Here is a 16,688-nt window from a genome sequence, read left to right on the forward strand (position 1 = left end):
GATATAGCAAATTTACACTCTCCTTTGTAGGTGGAATGTACAAAAAATACTTTTTTTGTCTACAATGGTAGATAGGAGTATTTTTTTAATTGGATTTCACGATGAGTTCACAAGAAGGACACAAAATGTGACTATACTGAAAGTACGAATTCACCAGGGAGGGGAAATAAAACATGGGATATTACGACGGACCGAATTTGAATGAAGAGCATAGTGAAACGAGAGAAGTGAAAAAATCAGGTAGTAAAAAAGGATATTTTTTCACAGGTTTAGTTGGAGCTGTAGTCGGGGCGGTTTCGATTAGTTTTGCAGCACCGTACATGCCATGGGTGCAAAATAATAATGCAGCTGTTTCGTCATTCAATTCTAATAAACAAGTAGAAGGAACTGTAGTTCCAGTTGTAAATAAAGCGAAAAATGAAACTGATTTACCGGGAATGATCGAAGGCGCGAAGGATGTTGTTGTAGGTGTTATTAATATGCAACAAAGTGTTGATCCATTTGCAATGCAACCGACAGGCCAAGAGCAACAAGCTGGCTCAGGATCAGGTGTTATTTATAAAAAAGCAGGAAATAAAGCGTATATTGTAACGAACAACCATGTAGTAGATGGAGCAAATAAACTTGCTGTAAAACTAAGTGATGGTAAAAAGGTAGATGCAAAGCTTGTAGGGAAAGACCCTTGGTTAGATTTAGCGGTTGTAGAAATTGATGGATCTAATGTAAATAAAGTTGCCACTTTAGGTGATTCAAGTAAACTTCGTGCGGGTGAAAAAGCGATTGCAATCGGTAACCCACTTGGGTTTGATGGAAGTGTAACAGAAGGTATTATTAGTAGCAAAGAACGTGAAATTCCAGTAGATATTGATGGCGATAAGCGTGCAGATTGGAATGCTCAAGTTATTCAAACAGATGCAGCGATTAACCCAGGTAATAGTGGTGGTGCGTTATTTAACCAAAACGGTGAAATAATTGGGATTAATTCAAGTAAAATTGCACAACAAGAAGTTGAAGGAATTGGATTTGCTATTCCAATTAATATTGCAAAGCCAGTTATTGAATCCCTTGAAAAAGAAGGAGTGGTGAAACGTCCAGCACTAGGAGTCGGTGTCGTTTCATTAGAAGATGTGCAAGCTTATGCAGTAAATCAATTAAAAGTGCCAAAAGAAGTAACAAACGGCGTTGTATTAGGTAAAATCTATCCAATATCACCAGCGGAAAAAGCTGGTTTAGAGCAATATGATATAGTAGTAGCGTTAGATGATCAAAAAGTAGAGAATTCACTTCAATTCCGTAAATATTTATATGAAAAGAAAAAAGTAGGCGAGAAAGTAGAAGTTACATTCTATCGCAATGGCCAAAAAATGACGAAAACAGCTACATTAGCAGATAATTCAGCTACAAAGAATCAATAATCGGAATAAAAGAAAGTCTCTTTCATGTTGAAAGAGACTTTCTTTATCGGATATACTAAAGAAATAGGAGGGATAAATTATGATAATTGAAAACCCAACTCGTACGGAAATTGGTGAAGTATTAAAGAAAAGTAAAACGATTGCAGTTGTTGGATTATCAGATAAGCCAGAACGCACATCGTATATGGTTTCAAAAGCAATGCAAGATGCTGGGTACCGCATTATTCCAGTAAATCCAACAGTAGATGAAGTACTCGGAGAAAAGGCGGTTTCTTCACTGACGGATATTAAAGAACATGTTGATATTGTAAATGTGTTTCGTCGCTCAGAATTTTTAAAGGATGTTGCGAAAGAGTTTGTAGAGATTGATGCAGATGTTTTCTGGGCACAATTAGGAGTACAAGATGAAGATACATATAAACTTTTACAAGAAAAAGGCTACACAGTAATAATGGATCGTTGCATTAAAGTAGAGCATGTAATGACAAAATAGTATAGATTTTAAAGATAGAAAGATTGATTCAGCCCTCGCTTTTTACATAAGTAGGGCGGATGAACGAGGTGTTCATCATGAGATTTTTTAAAGGCTGTTTTTGGGGATTGTTACTTGTTATCCCATTTTGGATATTGATCATTTGGATCATGATAAAGGTTTGGAATGTATAATGTTGGAATACATATCCATTTCTCGTTGACAAACGATTATTTTTCTGAAATAGTAGCCTAGAGGAATCCTTGTGAAAAAAACAAGGATTTTTCTATTGAAAATAGTATATAAAAGAGATAAGATAACTTGCCAAAACTATAGTCGAGGCGTTATTCTATAATAGAAACATATGTTCTGATTTGATTAGGAAAGGGGCAAGGAGTTTGGCGAAGCATCAGTTCCAATATAATGAAGATGCAATTCAAGTGTTAGAAGGACTTGAAGCCGTTCGAAAACGCCCGGGTATGTATATCGGGAGTACGGATAGCCGTGGATTGCATCATTTAGTATATGAAATAGTAGATAACTCCGTTGATGAAGCATTAGCGGGATTTGGCGACGAAATTTCTGTCGTAATACATAAAGATAATAGTATTAGCGTAATTGATAAAGGGCGAGGAATGCCTACGGGAATGCATAAGCTTGGAAAGCCGACACCTGAAGTTATTTTAACAGTACTTCATGCTGGTGGTAAGTTTGGCCAAGGAGGCTATAAAACGAGTGGTGGTTTACACGGTGTTGGGGCATCAGTTGTAAACGCCTTATCAGAATGGCTAGTAGTAACGATTAAGCGAGATGGTAGCATTTATGAACAACGCTTTGAAAACGGTGGTACTCCTGCAACGACGTTAGAGAAAATCGGGAAAACGAAAGAGTCTGGTACAACGATGCACTTCAAACCAGATACAACTATTTTCAGCACAACAAATTATAATTATGAAACATTATGTGAGAGATTACGTGAATCTGCATTCTTATTAAAAGGAATGAAAATCTCGATAAAAGATGAACGTAATGATTTAGAAGATGTGTTTCATTATGAAACAGGAATTGAGGCTTTCGTTTCATACTTAAACGAAGAGAAAGATTCGATTCATCCAGTTGTATATTTCTCGGGTGAGCAAAATGGAATTGAAGCAGAGTTAGCGTTTCAGTTTAATGATGGTTACTCAGAAAACATTCTTTCGTTTGTAAATAATGTACGTACAAAAGACGGTGGTACACACGAAGCTGGATTTAAAACAGCAATGACACGTGTGTTCAATGAGTATGCTCGTAAAGTTTCTTTATTAAAAGAAAAAGACAAAAATTTAGAGGGTACAGATATTCGAGAAGGATTAGCTTCGATTGTTTCTGTACGTGTACCAGAAGACGTACTCCAGTTTGAAGGGCAAACGAAAGGGAAACTAGGTACAAGTGAAGCTCGTTCTTCAATTGATGCAATTGTATCTGAGCATTTAGCTTACTTTTTAGAAGAAAACCCGGATGTAGCTACACTTCTTGTGAGAAAGGCAATTAAAGCAGCACAAGCACGTGAGGCTGCTCGTAAAGCGAGAGAAGAAGCGCGTACTGGTAAGAAGAAGAAAAAATCAGAAGGTACTTTAAGCGGGAAGTTAACACCTGCACAATCACGTAATCCTCAGAAAAACGAATTGTATTTAGTAGAGGGTGACTCGGCTGGTGGTTCAGCAAAGCAAGGGCGAGATCGTCGTTTCCAAGCGGTACTACCATTACGTGGTAAAGTAATTAACACGGAAAAAGCAAAGCTTGCTGATATTTTTAAGAACGAAGAGATCAATACGATTATTTACGCAATTGGCGGAGGCGTAGGGAATGAGTTCGCTGTTGAAGATATTAACTACGATAAAGTTGTTATTATGACCGATGCAGATACGGATGGAGCACATATTCAAGTGTTACTACTGACGTTCTTCTACCGTTATATGAAACCACTTATTGAAGCTGGTAAAGTATTTATCGCACTTCCACCTTTATATAAAGTAAGTAAAGGAAAAGGGAAAAGTGAAGTAATTGAATATGCATGGTCTGATGAAGAATTAGGTGATGTAACGAAAAAGGTCGGTAAAGGCTACATGTTGCAGCGCTATAAAGGACTTGGCGAAATGAATGCCGATCAATTATGGGAAACAACGATGAACCCTGAAACACGTACGTTAATCCGTGTGAAAATTGACGATGCATCAAGAGCTGAGCGCCGAGTTACGACATTGATGGGGGATAAAGTAGAACCTCGCCGTAAATGGATTGAGCGTAATGTACAATTTGGTATGCAAGAAGAAGGAAATATTTTAGAAAATGAAATGATTATGGAGACGGAGGTGGAATAACATGCAGGCAGAGAAGTTTCATGACCTCCCGCTTGAAGACGTGTTAGGTGACCGCTTTGCACGTTATAGTAAATATATTATTCAAGACCGCGCGCTTCCAGATGCGCGTGACGGTTTAAAACCGGTACAAAGACGTATTTTATATTCTATGTATGTAGAAGGAAACGTACATGATAAAGCGTTTCGTAAATCAGCTAAAACAGTAGGTAATGTTATCGGTAATTATCATCCACATGGTGATTCCTCTGTATATGAGGCGATGGTCCGTTTAAGTCAAACTTGGAAAGTACGTAATGTTTTAGTTGAAATGCACGGAAATAACGGTAGTGTTGATGGGGATCCAGCAGCGGCAATGCGTTATACGGAAGCACGTTTATCACCAATCGCATCTGAGTTATTACGTGATCTTGATAAAGAAACAGTAGAATTCGTGTCAAACTTTGATGATACGAGTGAAGAACCTATTGTATTACCGGCAATGTTCCCAAACTTATTAGTGAACGGATCTACAGGGATTTCCGCTGGTTATGCAACAGAAATTCCACCGCATCATCTTGGAGAAGTAATTGATGCTACAATTATGCGTATCGATCAACCGAATAGTTCTGTGGAGGACTTGTTAACAGTTATTAAAGGACCAGATTTCCCTACAGGTGGTATTATACAAGGGATAGATGGCATTAAAAAAGCGTATGAAACAGGTAAAGGTAAAATTATTATTCGCGGAAAAGCAGAGGTTGAAACGATTCGTGGCGGGAAGCAACAAATCGTTATTACAGAAATTCCGTACGAAGTAAATAAAGCGAATCTTGTTAAGAAAATGGATGAATTACGTATAGATAAAAAGCTAGATGGAATTGCTGAAGTACGTGATGAGACAGATCGTACAGGTCTTCGTATCGTTGTAGAATTAAAAAAGAAGCGAATGCTGAAGGTATTTTAAATTATTTATATAAAAATACAGATTTACAAATTCCATACAACTTTAATATGGTAGCGATAAATAATCGTCGTCCGACACTTATGACATTACCTAAGATTTTGGATGCATATATTGGACATCAGAAAGAAGTTGTTACAAGACGCTCACAATATGAATTAAGAAAAGCAGAAAATCGTCAGCATATTGTAGAAGGTTTAAAGAAAGCATTATCAATTTTAGATGAAGTGATTGAAACAATCCGTGGGTCTAAAGATAAGCGTAATGCGAAAGATAATTTAAGTGCGAAATTTGGATTTACAGAGGCGCAGTCAGAAGCAATTGTTTCACTGCAATTATATCGTTTAACAAATACAGATATTACAGCGCTAGAGCAAGAAGCAGCGGAACTTAGTAAGAAAATTATAGAGTTACAGTCAATTTTACAAAGTGAAAAAAGACTTTTTCAAGTTATTAAAACAGATTTGAAGAGAGTAAAGAAAACATATAGTGATAATCGCCGTGCGATAATTGAAGAGGAAATTGAAGAAATTAAAATCGATGTGGAAGTTATGATTCCGCAAGAAGATGTCATCGTTACTGTAACGAAAGAAGGCTATGTGAAACGAACAGGTTGGCGTTCGCATAATGCATCGAACGGGAAATACTTCGGTATGAAAGAGGGTGACATCTTACTTGAGCGTTTCGATACAAACACGACAGAAACCGTTCTTTTATTTACGAACAAAGGAAATTATATTTATCTTCCTGTGTATGAAATGCCAGAAATTCGTTGGAAAGATTTAGGTCAACACGTTGCGAATCTTGTTTCACTCGAGCGAGATGAATCGTTAATTTGGGCAACAGTCGTACCGAATTTTGAAGAAGAAAAACGATTTATCGTATTTGTTACACGAAACGGTATGATTAAGAAAACAGAATTAAACCAATATAAAGTGCAGCGTTATTCACGGGCATTCGTTGCTGTAAACTTGAAAAAAGATGATGAAGTTGTTGATATATTTGCGACAGATGGGACAAGTGATATTGTTCTTGCAACACATGGTGCATATGCACTTGTATTCAATGAAGAAGAAGTAAGTCCAGTTGGTGTCAGAGCAGCTGGTGTGAAAGCAATTAATTTAAAAGAAGATGACTATGTTGCTTCTGGTAAACCGTTAAATGGTGAAAAAGATCAACTTATTCTCGTTACGCAGCGAGGTGCTGTGAAACGTATAAAGGCATCGGAAATTGAGAAATCAACGAGGGCGAAGCGAGGCCTTGTAATTTTTAAAGAGTTAAAACGTAATCCGTACCGCATTGTCGGTATTGAAATTGTTCGAGATGATGAATTAGTTTACATGAAGACAGAGAAACACATTGTAGAAGAAATTGATCCGAAAGCGTTTCGAAATAAAGACCGGTATAGTAATGGTAGTTTAGTACTAGATGTTAATGATACTGGTGAAGTAATTGAAACGTGGACAAAGAAAAGAACGGAATAAAGTGAAACTTTAATCAGTGGTTTTTTTTTCATCCCCCCACTGATTATTAGCCTTCACCAATCGGGCTTTTACGGGAAGTTGGTCTCACGCCTAACTTCCCTCGCATTCGCCTTATTTTGAGGTGGGAGTCTTACTGCGCGTTAATGCGGGATAAAGGGAGCATCTTGCTATGAATGATAGTAAGATGCTTTTTTCTAAGCAAATCATTATGTATATAAAAATAATCTTGTTATAATGATGAAATGAAATCGTTCTCATAAAGTGAAACTTTAATCAGTGGGGATTTTCTTTATCCCCACTGATTATTAGTTGAACCAATCGGGCTTTTACGAGTAGTTGATTCCTCACCTAATTTCTTTGCTTTCGCTGAATTTTGAGTTAGGAATCTTACTGCCCGTTAAAGCGGGACAAATGGAGGGGCAACATGAAAAAAATAGGTGTAGGGATTGTAGGATTTGGATTTTCTAGTACAACATTTCACATCCCGTTATTACAAACGATAGAAGAATACGATATTCGTGCTATTTTATCATCAAAAGAAGAAGTAGTGAAACAAGCATTACCAAATGCTGAAGTTGTTGGTACAATTGATGAATTAGTAAATCGAGCTGATATTGACTTAGTGGTCATTACTTCGCCGAATACAACCCATTTTCCATATGTAAAAGAAGCAATTGTACACGGTAAGCATGTTGTTGTGGAAAAACCATTCGTTGTTTCAATTGAAGAAGGAGAAGAACTTATTTCATTAGCGAACCGACATAATGTCGTTTTAAGTGTGTATCATAATCGCCGTTTGGATAATGATTTCTTAACGATAAAGAAATTATTACAAGAAAAAAGAATAGGGAATGTATACGCATATGAAGCGCATTTCGATCGTTTCCGCCCACATGTACGCGATCGCTGGAGAGAAAAGAACTTACCAGGATCAGGTATATTATATGATTTAGGATCGCATTTAATTGACCAAGCATTATCATTATTTGGGAAACCAGATGCGATAAGCGCAGATGTAATAAAACAACGACCAGGTGCAGAAGTGGATGATTACTTCCATGTTGTACTTCACTATGGAGTGAAGCGCGTTATTTTACATAGTAGCAGTTACGTAAAGCAAGCTGGACCACATTTTACACTGCATGGAGATAAAGGTTCTATCGTGAAGTATGGTATGGATTCACAGGAAGAACAATTAAAGACTGGAATGAAGCCAGGGGATAATGGTTATGGATCAGACTCTGAAGAGAATTTTGCTACTTTAGAAACAGAAGAAAGCTTAGAGCGTATTCCAACAGAAGTCGGCTGCTATGACATGTATTATAAAGGAGTGCGAGATAGCATATTAAATGGTGAAAAACTACCTGTAACTGCTCAAGAAGGTTTAGACGTTATTAAATTGATTCAATTGGCGACTGAAAGTAGTGAAACGGGTAGAGTCATTGCGGTAAAATAAAAAAAGACACGAATTTCGTGTCTTTTTTTATTAGGAATATGCGAATATGACTCATTATTTATTTTAGTCGTTTGTCATACATTAATTGGATTTGTATGCCGTAAGGATCTTCAATAATACCATATGCTTCACTAAATATATTTTTTTCTAGTGGAGAGATTATTTTCACATGCTTATCGGAAATTAAATTATTATAAAATCTTTGTATTTCTTCTAAATTAGCACTTTGAATGCAAAGTGACATGTTATTTCCAACGCTATAACGTTCAGTAGGGTTCATTGTATCTTCGGCTATCATTAGCTTTGTATTCCCAATTTGTAAAACAGAGTGGGCAATATGATCTTTATTTTCACTTGTAATTTCAAAAGAACTATCTCTTTTGGCCAGTTCTTCATACGTAACAATCATTAACTTCTTGGCCTCTAAATTACGTGTATAAAAATTAATTGCCTCCTTTGCTTGCCCATTCATTGAAAGAAAAATAGCTATTTCTAATGTCATAAATATATAACTCCTTTATTAGTTAATAATTATAATATAGACTAAAAAGGTTTCAATACATGACACCTTTTATGGAGGGAAATATGAAAAAAACTGAACGAATAAATGATATGCTTATTTTCTTAAATAATAAAAGATATTTTAATTTAAAAGATTTAATGGTTAGATATGATATTTCTAAAAGTACCGCTCTACGAGATATTCAATCATTAGAAGAAATAGGTGTACCAATATATTCTGAACTAGGTAGAAATGGGAGTTATAAAATTATAGAAAATAGTGTGTTATCACCAATATATTTTAGTGTGGATGAAATGTATGCGTTATACTTTTCGATGCTTACATTAAATGGATACAAAACAAAGCCATTTAATATAGAAAGTATTGCGCTTGAAAATAAATTTAAACATGTATTACCTGATAATGTGAGTAAAAATATTTCAATCATGGAACGAACGCTTTCCTTTGAAGTAACAAATCATAGTAACTTTAGTCCGTTCTTAAAAGAACTTTTACAGGGGATTTTTGCTGAGCGAGTTTATCATTTAACATATTTAAAAAAAGATGAGGAGAAAGTATTGGTCGCCCAATTTATTCGAATAGAATCTAAATTTGGCCAGTGGTATGCTAAAATCTTTAATTTTGAGACAAATCATGTTCAAATAATTAGATGTGATAAAATTCTTTCTATTGTGGAAACAAGCAATACTAATTCAAAAAATCTTGAAGAATTGTTAAGTTATCTTACTAATTTTCATAGAAGGCCTGATGCAACTGATTTTATTGTCGTTGTTAATCAAAAAGGAAAAGACATTTTTGATAAAGAGAATTATCCCTCCATGAAGATACAAAAAGAAAACGAAAATTACATTATAACAGGCTATTTTAACAAGAAAGAAGTTGATTTTGTTTCAAGTTATTTTCTGAATTTCGGTGAAACGATTATCTCAATTCAGCCTGTTATGCTAAAAGAGTTAATTTATAATAAGGTATTATCTATAAAGCAGCATTTAACTTCGTTAAGATAAAGTTAGTATTAATAATTCTTTTAACACCAAAAAGCCCTTGAAATCTAAATATCCAAAGGGCCTTTTGGTGATTTTATTTGTTCTTTAGAAAAAAATTATTTTTCTGGGACGGACAGTCCGTAAAAGAACATCGTAACGATATCTTGTATATGTTTTTCGCGATCTCCTTCAAGAAGCTGTGCCCCGAAATCATCACCTAATTTAGTGAACATTTGAATGTATAGCAACATCATTTCTTTAGTAAGGTGAGGGTTAATTTCATTTTTTTGCTGTGCTTGTTCTAGTATTTCTAAATACCAAGGCAGGATTTTTTCGTTTTGATAACTATAAATAAACTTTCGGAGCTCTTCATCTCTTTGCATCATTTGTAGCAACATATCAGGTTGGAATAACCCGCCAGTATTCATTTTTCTAATGATCATCTTTTGCATCATCTCATGAAAAGGTAATTTTTCTTCTGCAAGTTTTTTATAATATTGAAATTCAGATATTATAAATTCTTGTATAAGCTCCCTAAATAACGCATCTTTACTTCCGAAATGATTATAAATTGTCACTTGAGAAACGTTTGCTTTTTTTGCAATATGTTCTATTTTCACTTCATTAAATCCACGTTCTGAAAATAATGTAAAGGCCGCATCTTTAATGGCACGTTTTTTCTTTTCTTTCACTTTTTCAAAGCCGTTCAATACAATCACCTCAATTAAAATATACAAGAAAAAATAATTGAAAACAATATTTTTGAAATATGGACATATAAATATTTCAAAAAGTTGTTGCGAATATGAAAGATGAGGAGTACAATAATTTTGAAATATAACATGTTAAATATTTCAAAAAATGAGGTGGGTTTATGATTTCAGTTCAAAATGTTACAAAACAGTTTTCAAATGGAAAAGGCTTGTTTGATATTACATTTGAAGTGAAAGAAGGAGAAGTTTTTGGCTACTTAGGACCAAATGGTGCTGGGAAATCAACAACGATTCGTAATTTAATGGGATTTATAAAACCGACGGCTGGTAAAGCGACAATTTTCGGATTAGATTGTTGGGAAGATGCTGCGAAAATTCAAAGAGAAGTTGGCTATTTACCAGGAGAAATTTCTTTTATTGAAGGAATGAATGGATTAGAATTTTTAAATTTGATGCAAGGAATGCGTGGGTTAAAGGAAACGAAGAGACGTGATGACTTGATAGAGCGTCTGCAATTCGATGTGAAAACACCAATTCGAAAAATGTCTAAAGGAATGAAACAAAAAGTAGGTATAGTTGCGGCATTTATGCATGATCCAGAAGTGCTAATTTTAGATGAACCGACATCAGGACTCGATCCACTTATGCAGCAAATATTTATAGATTTAATATTAGAAGAAAAGCAAAGAGGGAAAACGATTCTTATGTCATCGCATATTTTCACTGAAATTGAGAGAACTTGTGACAGAGTAGCGATTATTAAAGATGGTTGCCTTGTAACAGTTGAAAATATTCATGATTTACAAGAAATGAGACGACAGGTGATAGATGTAACAGTATCAGCGCAAGAAGAAATTGAGTCACTTACACAATCAAATTTACAATTCGAGGCTGTGAAAGGGAAAACAGCATCAATTATTGTGCAAGGAAACTATCAAACTGTTTTACAAATACTTTCAAAATATAATGTAACTGCACTTCAAACAAGAGCAATGGATTTAGAACATTTATTTATGCATTATTACGATAAGAAAGAAGGGATAAAGCATGAATAAACAATTATTTTTAGCTAGTTTGAAAGAAACACAAAAAAGTATTTTGAGTTATGCGACTGGTGCAGCCCTTTATTTATGGCTATTAATTTGGATATTCCCATCGATGGTATCAGCGAAAGGGTTAAATGAATTAATAAGTGCCATGCCTGATAGTGTAAAAAAAATCGTTGGAATGGAAAGCCCAATTCAAAATGTAATGGATTTTTTAGCTGGTGAATATTATAGCCTGTTGTTCATTATCATTTTAACAATTTTTTGCGTCACGGTTGCAACGCATTTAATTGCTCGTCATGTAGATAAAGGGGCGATGGCATATTTATTAGCAACACCTGTATCCAGGGTGCAAATTGCAATTACACAAGCTACTGTTCTCATATTGGGGCTACTAATAATTGTAATTGTTACTTATGTAGCTGGTATATTAGGTGCAGATTGGTTTTTAAAAGATAATAACTTAAATAAAGAATTATTTTTGAAAATAAATGTAGTTGGAGGGCTTATATTTTTAGTAGTTAGTGCCTATTCATTTTTCTTTTCTTGTATATGTAATGATGAAAGAAAGGCACTTAGCTACTCAGCCAGTTTAACAATCTTATTTTTCGTATTAGATATGGTAGGGAAATTAAGTGATAAGTTAGAATGGATGAGAAATATATCTTTATTTACATTGTTTCGTCCGAAAGAAATTGCTGAAGGAACATATAATATATGGCCAGTAAGTATAGGCTTAACTGCTGGAGCGCTTAGTATTTTCATAGTAGCAATTGTAGTGTTTAGGAAGAGGGATTTACCGTTGTAAATTAGAAAGTCCACTGAGAAAGTGGGCTTTTTTCGTTTTTGTAGGAAAGAGATTTCTAAAATATACATTATTTATTAACGATAATCTACAGTCTATTTATTGGGAAGTATCATTAACACTATTAAATTAGTGTATATGTAACGATAAAAAACAATGTTAAAAAACTATATGGAATTTTTATGAATATTACTGTAAGAAAATAATTTTTTAATAATTTTCAATAATAACACTTTACAAATTTTAAAAAATTAGTAGAATAAGAAGTAGTAAGAATCGTCTGATAAATATATAAAGAAAAACAGAATTATCAGAAAATTCTTAAATAGCTATCGTTTAGAATTAGGGAGGGTACAAAAATGAAAAAGAAAAAAATGAAAAAACTAACAGCAGTTGTAGTACCGGTTTTAGCAATGAGCATGGCACTAACAGCATGTTCTACATCAGGCGGAGATAAAAAGACAAGCACAAACTCAAGTGGAGATAGCAAGTCAGAGGGGAAATTAGCGGCAAAACAAGTGTTAAATCGAACAGAAACAAATGAAATTCCAACGATGGATACTTCGAAAAATACGGATACACTTGGTTCGCAAATTTTAGGAAATACAATGGAAGGTTTATATCGCCTAGATAAAGATAATAAGCCAACTCCAGCTGCCGCGGAATCTAGTACGAAAAGTGAAGATGGTAAAAAATATACATTTAAACTACGTAAAGATGCAAAATGGTCAAATGGTGATCCAGTAACTGCGAAAGATTTCGTATATGCATGGCAACGTCTATTAGATCCGAAAACAACTGCTGAGTATGCGTTTATCGCATTCCCACTAAAAAATGCAGAAGCGGTTAATAAAGGAGAAAAACCTGTAACTGAATTAGGAGCGAAAGCGTTGGATGATTATACGCTTGAAGTTGAATTAGAGCAAGCAGTGCCGTACTTCTTAAACTTAGTTGCATTCCCATCGTACTATCCATTAAATGAAAAATTCGTAAAAGAAAAAGGGGATAAATACGGTTTAGAATCTGATACAGTAGTGTATAATGGACCGTTCGTTCTTACTGAATGGAAACATGAGCAAGGTTGGAAATTGAAGAAAAATGATCAATATTGGGATAAAAAGACTGTAAAATTAGATGAAATTAACTATAGCGTTGTAAAAGAGCAAGCAACTCGTGTGAATTTATATGATAGCGGTCAAGTTGACTTTGCTTTACTAAACGGTGAGTTTGTTGATAAATATAGAAATAAGAAAGATGAGTTTGGAACATATTCACAAGTGAGTACGTATTTCATCCGTCTGAACCAAAAACGTGGTGGACAAGATACACCATTAAAGAGCAAAAAATTACGTGAAGCAATTGCGTTATCAATTGATAAAAAGAATTTATCAACTGTTATTTTAAATGATGGCTCACAGCCAGCTGATTTCTTAGTACCAAAAGGTTTAGCGACTGGACCAGACGGAAAAGACTTCCAGGAAACATTTAAAAATGGTTTGAAACAAGACCCTAAAAAGGCAGCGGCAGCATGGGAAGAAGCGAAAAAAGAGCTTGGCAAAGATCAAGTTACGATTGAATTTTTAAACTATGATACTGGTAATGCGAAAAAAGTTGGAGAATATATAAAAGATCAAATTGAGAAAAATTTAAAAGGTGTAACAGTAAATATTAAACTTCAGCCATTCAAGCAAAAACTAAAATTAGAAACTGAGCAAGATTATGATATTTCGTTTGCTGGCTGGGGACCTGACTATGCAGATCCAATGACATTCTTAGATATGTTTGATTCTAAGCATTCTCATAACCAAATGAGCTTCTCTGATCCGAAATATGATGAAATGATCAAAAAAGCGGGCGGTGAATTAACGAATGATGCGAAAAAACGTTGGGAAGAACTAGGAAAAGCAGAGAAATTATTACTTGAAGAGGATGTAGCGCTTGTACCTATATACCAACGTGGAGATGCTTACGTTTTACAACCGAATATAAAAGGCATTGTTCACCATAATATTAGTCCAGAGTATAGCTTTAAATGGGCTTATGTAACTGAGAAAGACGGGAAATAATGGAATTTAAAAAGCATTGCAAAAGTGGCTAATCTACTTTTGTAATGCTTTTTTATTGAGCTTAAAATACTAATTTGTAGTGCAAGTAAATAGAGAAGCATAAGGGGTATAGTACGTACATATAGTAGATGGGGGATAAATCATACTAAATTACGAATATTAAAATCAGAATATTTAAAATAAAACTATTTACAAATACGAAAAAAAGAGTAGAATAATATTAGTTGTAATTTTCAGAAAACTAATTGTTAGCAAGGGGTCTCTCAAGGGTTGGTAATGTACATATAATTAGGGAGGGTACAAAAATGAAGAGAAAAAAGATGAAAAAGTTAACAGCGGTTGTAGTACCAGTTTTAGCGATGAGTGTTGCATTGACAGCATGCTCTGGTTCAGGTGGGGAGAAGAAAACGACTACTACATCTAATAGTGGGGAAGAAAAAAAATCTGATATTAAATATGCAGCGAAGCAAGTATTAAATCGTACGGAAAACCAAGAAATTCCGACGATGGACACTTCTAAATCTACTGATACGTTAGGGGCACAAATTTTAGGGAACACGATGGAAGGGTTATACCGTCTTGATAAAGATAATAAGCCTATTCCGGCTGCTGCAGAATCAAGTACGAAAAGCGAAGATGGTAAAAAATATACGTTCAAACTGCGTAAAGATGCGAAATGGTCAAATGGAGATCCTGTAACAGCGAAAGATTTCGTATATGGATGGCAGCGCTTACTTGATAAAAATACAGCGGCAGAATATGCGTTTATTGCCTACTATATTAAAAATGCAGAGGCAATTAATAAAGGTGAAAAACCTGCAACAGAATTAGGAGCAAAAGCTGTAGATGATTATACACTAGAAGTAGAATTAGAAAAACCGGTACCGTACTTCTTAAACCTATTAGCATTCCCGTCATATTATCCTTTAAATGAAAAGTTCGTAAAAGAAAAAGGAGAGAAATTCGGTTTAGAAGCAGACACAACATTGTATAACGGGCCATTTGTAATGGCATCGTGGAAACATGAACAAGGTTGGCAGCTGAAGAAAAATGATAAGTATTGGGATAATAAGACTGTGAAATTAGAAGAAATTAATTACAGCGTTGTAAAAGAAGTGGCTACAAAAGTAAATTTATATGATACAGGATCGATTGACTTTACATTACTGTCAGGAGAATTTGTAGATAAATATAAATCGAATAAAGATGAATATGGTGAGTATTCAGAAGCAAGTACGTACTTCTTACGTTTAAATCAAAAGCGTAACGGACAAGATACACCGTTAAAGAGTAAAAAGCTTCGTGAAGCAATCGCATTATCCATTGATAAAAAAGGTTTAGCAAACGTTATATTAAATAATGGATCAAAAGCAACGGATCAATTGGTTCCAAAAGGGCTTGCGACGGGACCGGATGGTAAAGATTATCAAGATACATTTAAAAATGGTCTGAAATATGATGTGAAAAAAGGCGCAGCAGCTTGGGAAGAGGCGAAAAAGGAACTCGGAAAAGATCAAGTTACAATTGAATTACTAAGCTATGATGATGGAACTGCGAAAAAGATTGCCGATTACTTTAAAGATCAAATTGAGAAAAATTTAAAAGGTGTAACAGTTACCACGAAAATTCAGCCATTCAAACAGAAATTAAAATTAGAATCAGCGCAAGACTATGAAATTTCCTATGCAGGCTGGAGTCCAGACTATGCGGATCCGATGACATTTATTGATATGTTTGAATCGAAGAGCCCATATAACCAAATGAGTTATTCGAATCCGAAATACGATGAAATGGTGCAAAAAGCAGGTAATGAATTATTATCTGATCCGAAGAAGCGTTGGGAAGCGTTAGGAAAAGCAGAAAAATTATTCCTTGAAGAAGATGCAGGGTTAGTTCCTTTATATCAAACAGGAAGATCGTATGTAATGAAACCGAATGTAAAAGGAATTGTGAAACACAACATTAGTCCAGAATATAGCTTTAAGTGGGCGTATGTAACTGAGGATGGCGGAAAGAAATAATATGAAAGCATTTCAAAAGCGGCTAATCTGCTTTTGAAATGCTTTTTTTGTATGAATAAGAGAATAAGACACATGGAAATTAGAAAGGAGTTCAACAATTGGATAGATAAATGATAGCAGAGATTTCATATTGATGAGAAAAATATAGAACATAGCAATAGAGAAGAATAAGAGGGGATATGTTTACATATAGTAGACGGGGGATAATTCATATAGTAGTAATAGTAAAATAGCAAGTTATTATCATAAAAAAATAAATATTTAGAAAATTTACAAAAATACTTTACAAAACTGAAAAAAATAGTAGAATATTAATTAATAAGAATTTTCTGATAACGAAAGTTAATAGAGAATCTCTAAATGTTAATATCGTACATATAATTGGGGAGGGTACAAAA

At 34.5% G+C, this 16,688-nt stretch carries 11 protein-coding genes and 1 pseudogene; 10 read left to right on the forward strand and 2 right to left on the reverse strand.

Annotation, left to right across the window (positions count from 1 at the left end):
* Positions 1-173 precede the first annotated feature (173 nt).
* The 5 genes and pseudogenes from JFU20_RS24845 to JFU20_RS24865 all read left to right on the forward strand — a co-directional run bounded on the left by JFU20_RS24845 (position 174) and on the right by JFU20_RS24865 (position 8,130).
* A complete protein-coding gene (locus tag JFU20_RS24845; RefSeq protein WP_002014311.1) occupies positions 174-1,415 on the forward strand; it encodes a S1C family serine protease in 1,242 nt (413 codons plus the stop codon).
* Positions 1,416-1,494: 79 nt separating this feature from the next.
* Positions 1,495-1,908 (forward strand): CoA-binding protein, encoded by a 414-nt coding sequence (locus JFU20_RS24850; RefSeq protein WP_002014313.1) that lies wholly within the window; start codon positions 1,495-1,497, stop codon positions 1,906-1,908.
* Positions 1,909-2,285: 377 nt separating this feature from the next.
* Complete coding sequence (parE, locus tag JFU20_RS24855; protein WP_002014314.1) at positions 2,286-4,250, forward strand: DNA topoisomerase IV subunit B; 1,965 nt, start codon at positions 2,286-2,288, stop codon at positions 4,248-4,250.
* Position 4,251: 1 nt separating this feature from the next.
* Positions 4,252-6,674 (forward strand): annotated as a pseudogene (gene parC / locus JFU20_RS24860) (DNA topoisomerase IV subunit A).
* Positions 6,675-7,098: 424 nt separating this feature from the next.
* Positions 7,099-8,130: an oxidoreductase gene (locus JFU20_RS24865; protein WP_002014316.1), complete on the forward strand. Its 1,032-nt coding sequence runs from the start codon at positions 7,099-7,101 to the stop codon at positions 8,128-8,130.
* 58 nt (positions 8,131-8,188) lie between these two features.
* On the opposite strand, the gene JFU20_RS24870 is transcribed toward JFU20_RS24865, so the two are convergent.
* Positions 8,189-8,632: a VOC family protein gene (locus tag JFU20_RS24870; protein ID WP_002014318.1), complete on the reverse strand. Its 444-nt coding sequence runs from the start codon at positions 8,630-8,632 to the stop codon at positions 8,189-8,191.
* 59 nt (positions 8,633-8,691) lie between these two features.
* Here JFU20_RS24870 and JFU20_RS24875 point away from each other — a divergent pair, with 59 nt between their 5' ends.
* Entirely contained in the window at positions 8,692-9,660 is a 969-nt protein-coding gene (locus JFU20_RS24875) for a helix-turn-helix transcriptional regulator (protein ID WP_002014319.1), read from the forward strand.
* Positions 9,661-9,755: 95 nt separating this feature from the next.
* Here JFU20_RS24875 and JFU20_RS24880 read toward each other — a convergent pair whose 3' ends face one another.
* Positions 9,756-10,376, reverse strand: a complete 621-nt coding sequence (locus JFU20_RS24880) for a TetR/AcrR family transcriptional regulator (protein WP_079998970.1) — start codon at positions 10,374-10,376, stop codon at positions 9,756-9,758.
* Positions 10,377-10,513: 137 nt separating this feature from the next.
* Between JFU20_RS24880 and JFU20_RS24885 the strand changes: the two genes are divergently transcribed.
* The 4 genes from JFU20_RS24885 (at position 10,514) to JFU20_RS24900 (ending at position 16,290) form a co-directional block, all read left to right on the forward strand.
* Positions 10,514-11,407, forward strand: coding sequence for an ABC transporter ATP-binding protein (locus JFU20_RS24885; protein WP_002014324.1), 894 nt, complete (start codon positions 10,514-10,516; stop codon positions 11,405-11,407).
* The gene (locus JFU20_RS24890; protein ID WP_002165283.1) at positions 11,400-12,206 is read left to right on the forward strand and encodes an ABC transporter permease subunit; all 807 of its coding nucleotides are present in this window, start codon (positions 11,400-11,402) and stop codon (positions 12,204-12,206) included. The genes JFU20_RS24885 and JFU20_RS24890 overlap by 8 nt, the downstream gene beginning before the upstream one ends.
* A 356-nt stretch (positions 12,207-12,562) precedes the next feature.
* Positions 12,563-14,269 (forward strand): peptide ABC transporter substrate-binding protein, encoded by a 1,707-nt coding sequence (locus tag JFU20_RS24895; protein ID WP_002014326.1) that lies wholly within the window; start codon positions 12,563-12,565, stop codon positions 14,267-14,269.
* A gap of 305 nt (positions 14,270-14,574) precedes the next feature.
* Complete coding sequence (locus tag JFU20_RS24900; protein ID WP_002014327.1) at positions 14,575-16,290, forward strand: peptide ABC transporter substrate-binding protein; 1,716 nt, start codon at positions 14,575-14,577, stop codon at positions 16,288-16,290.
* Positions 16,291-16,688: the final 398 nt, after the last annotated feature.

The sequence above is a fragment of the Bacillus sp. TH30 genome (assembly GCF_016650875.1).
GTDB lineage: Bacteria > Bacillota > Bacilli > Bacillales > Bacillaceae_G > Bacillus_A > Bacillus_A mycoides.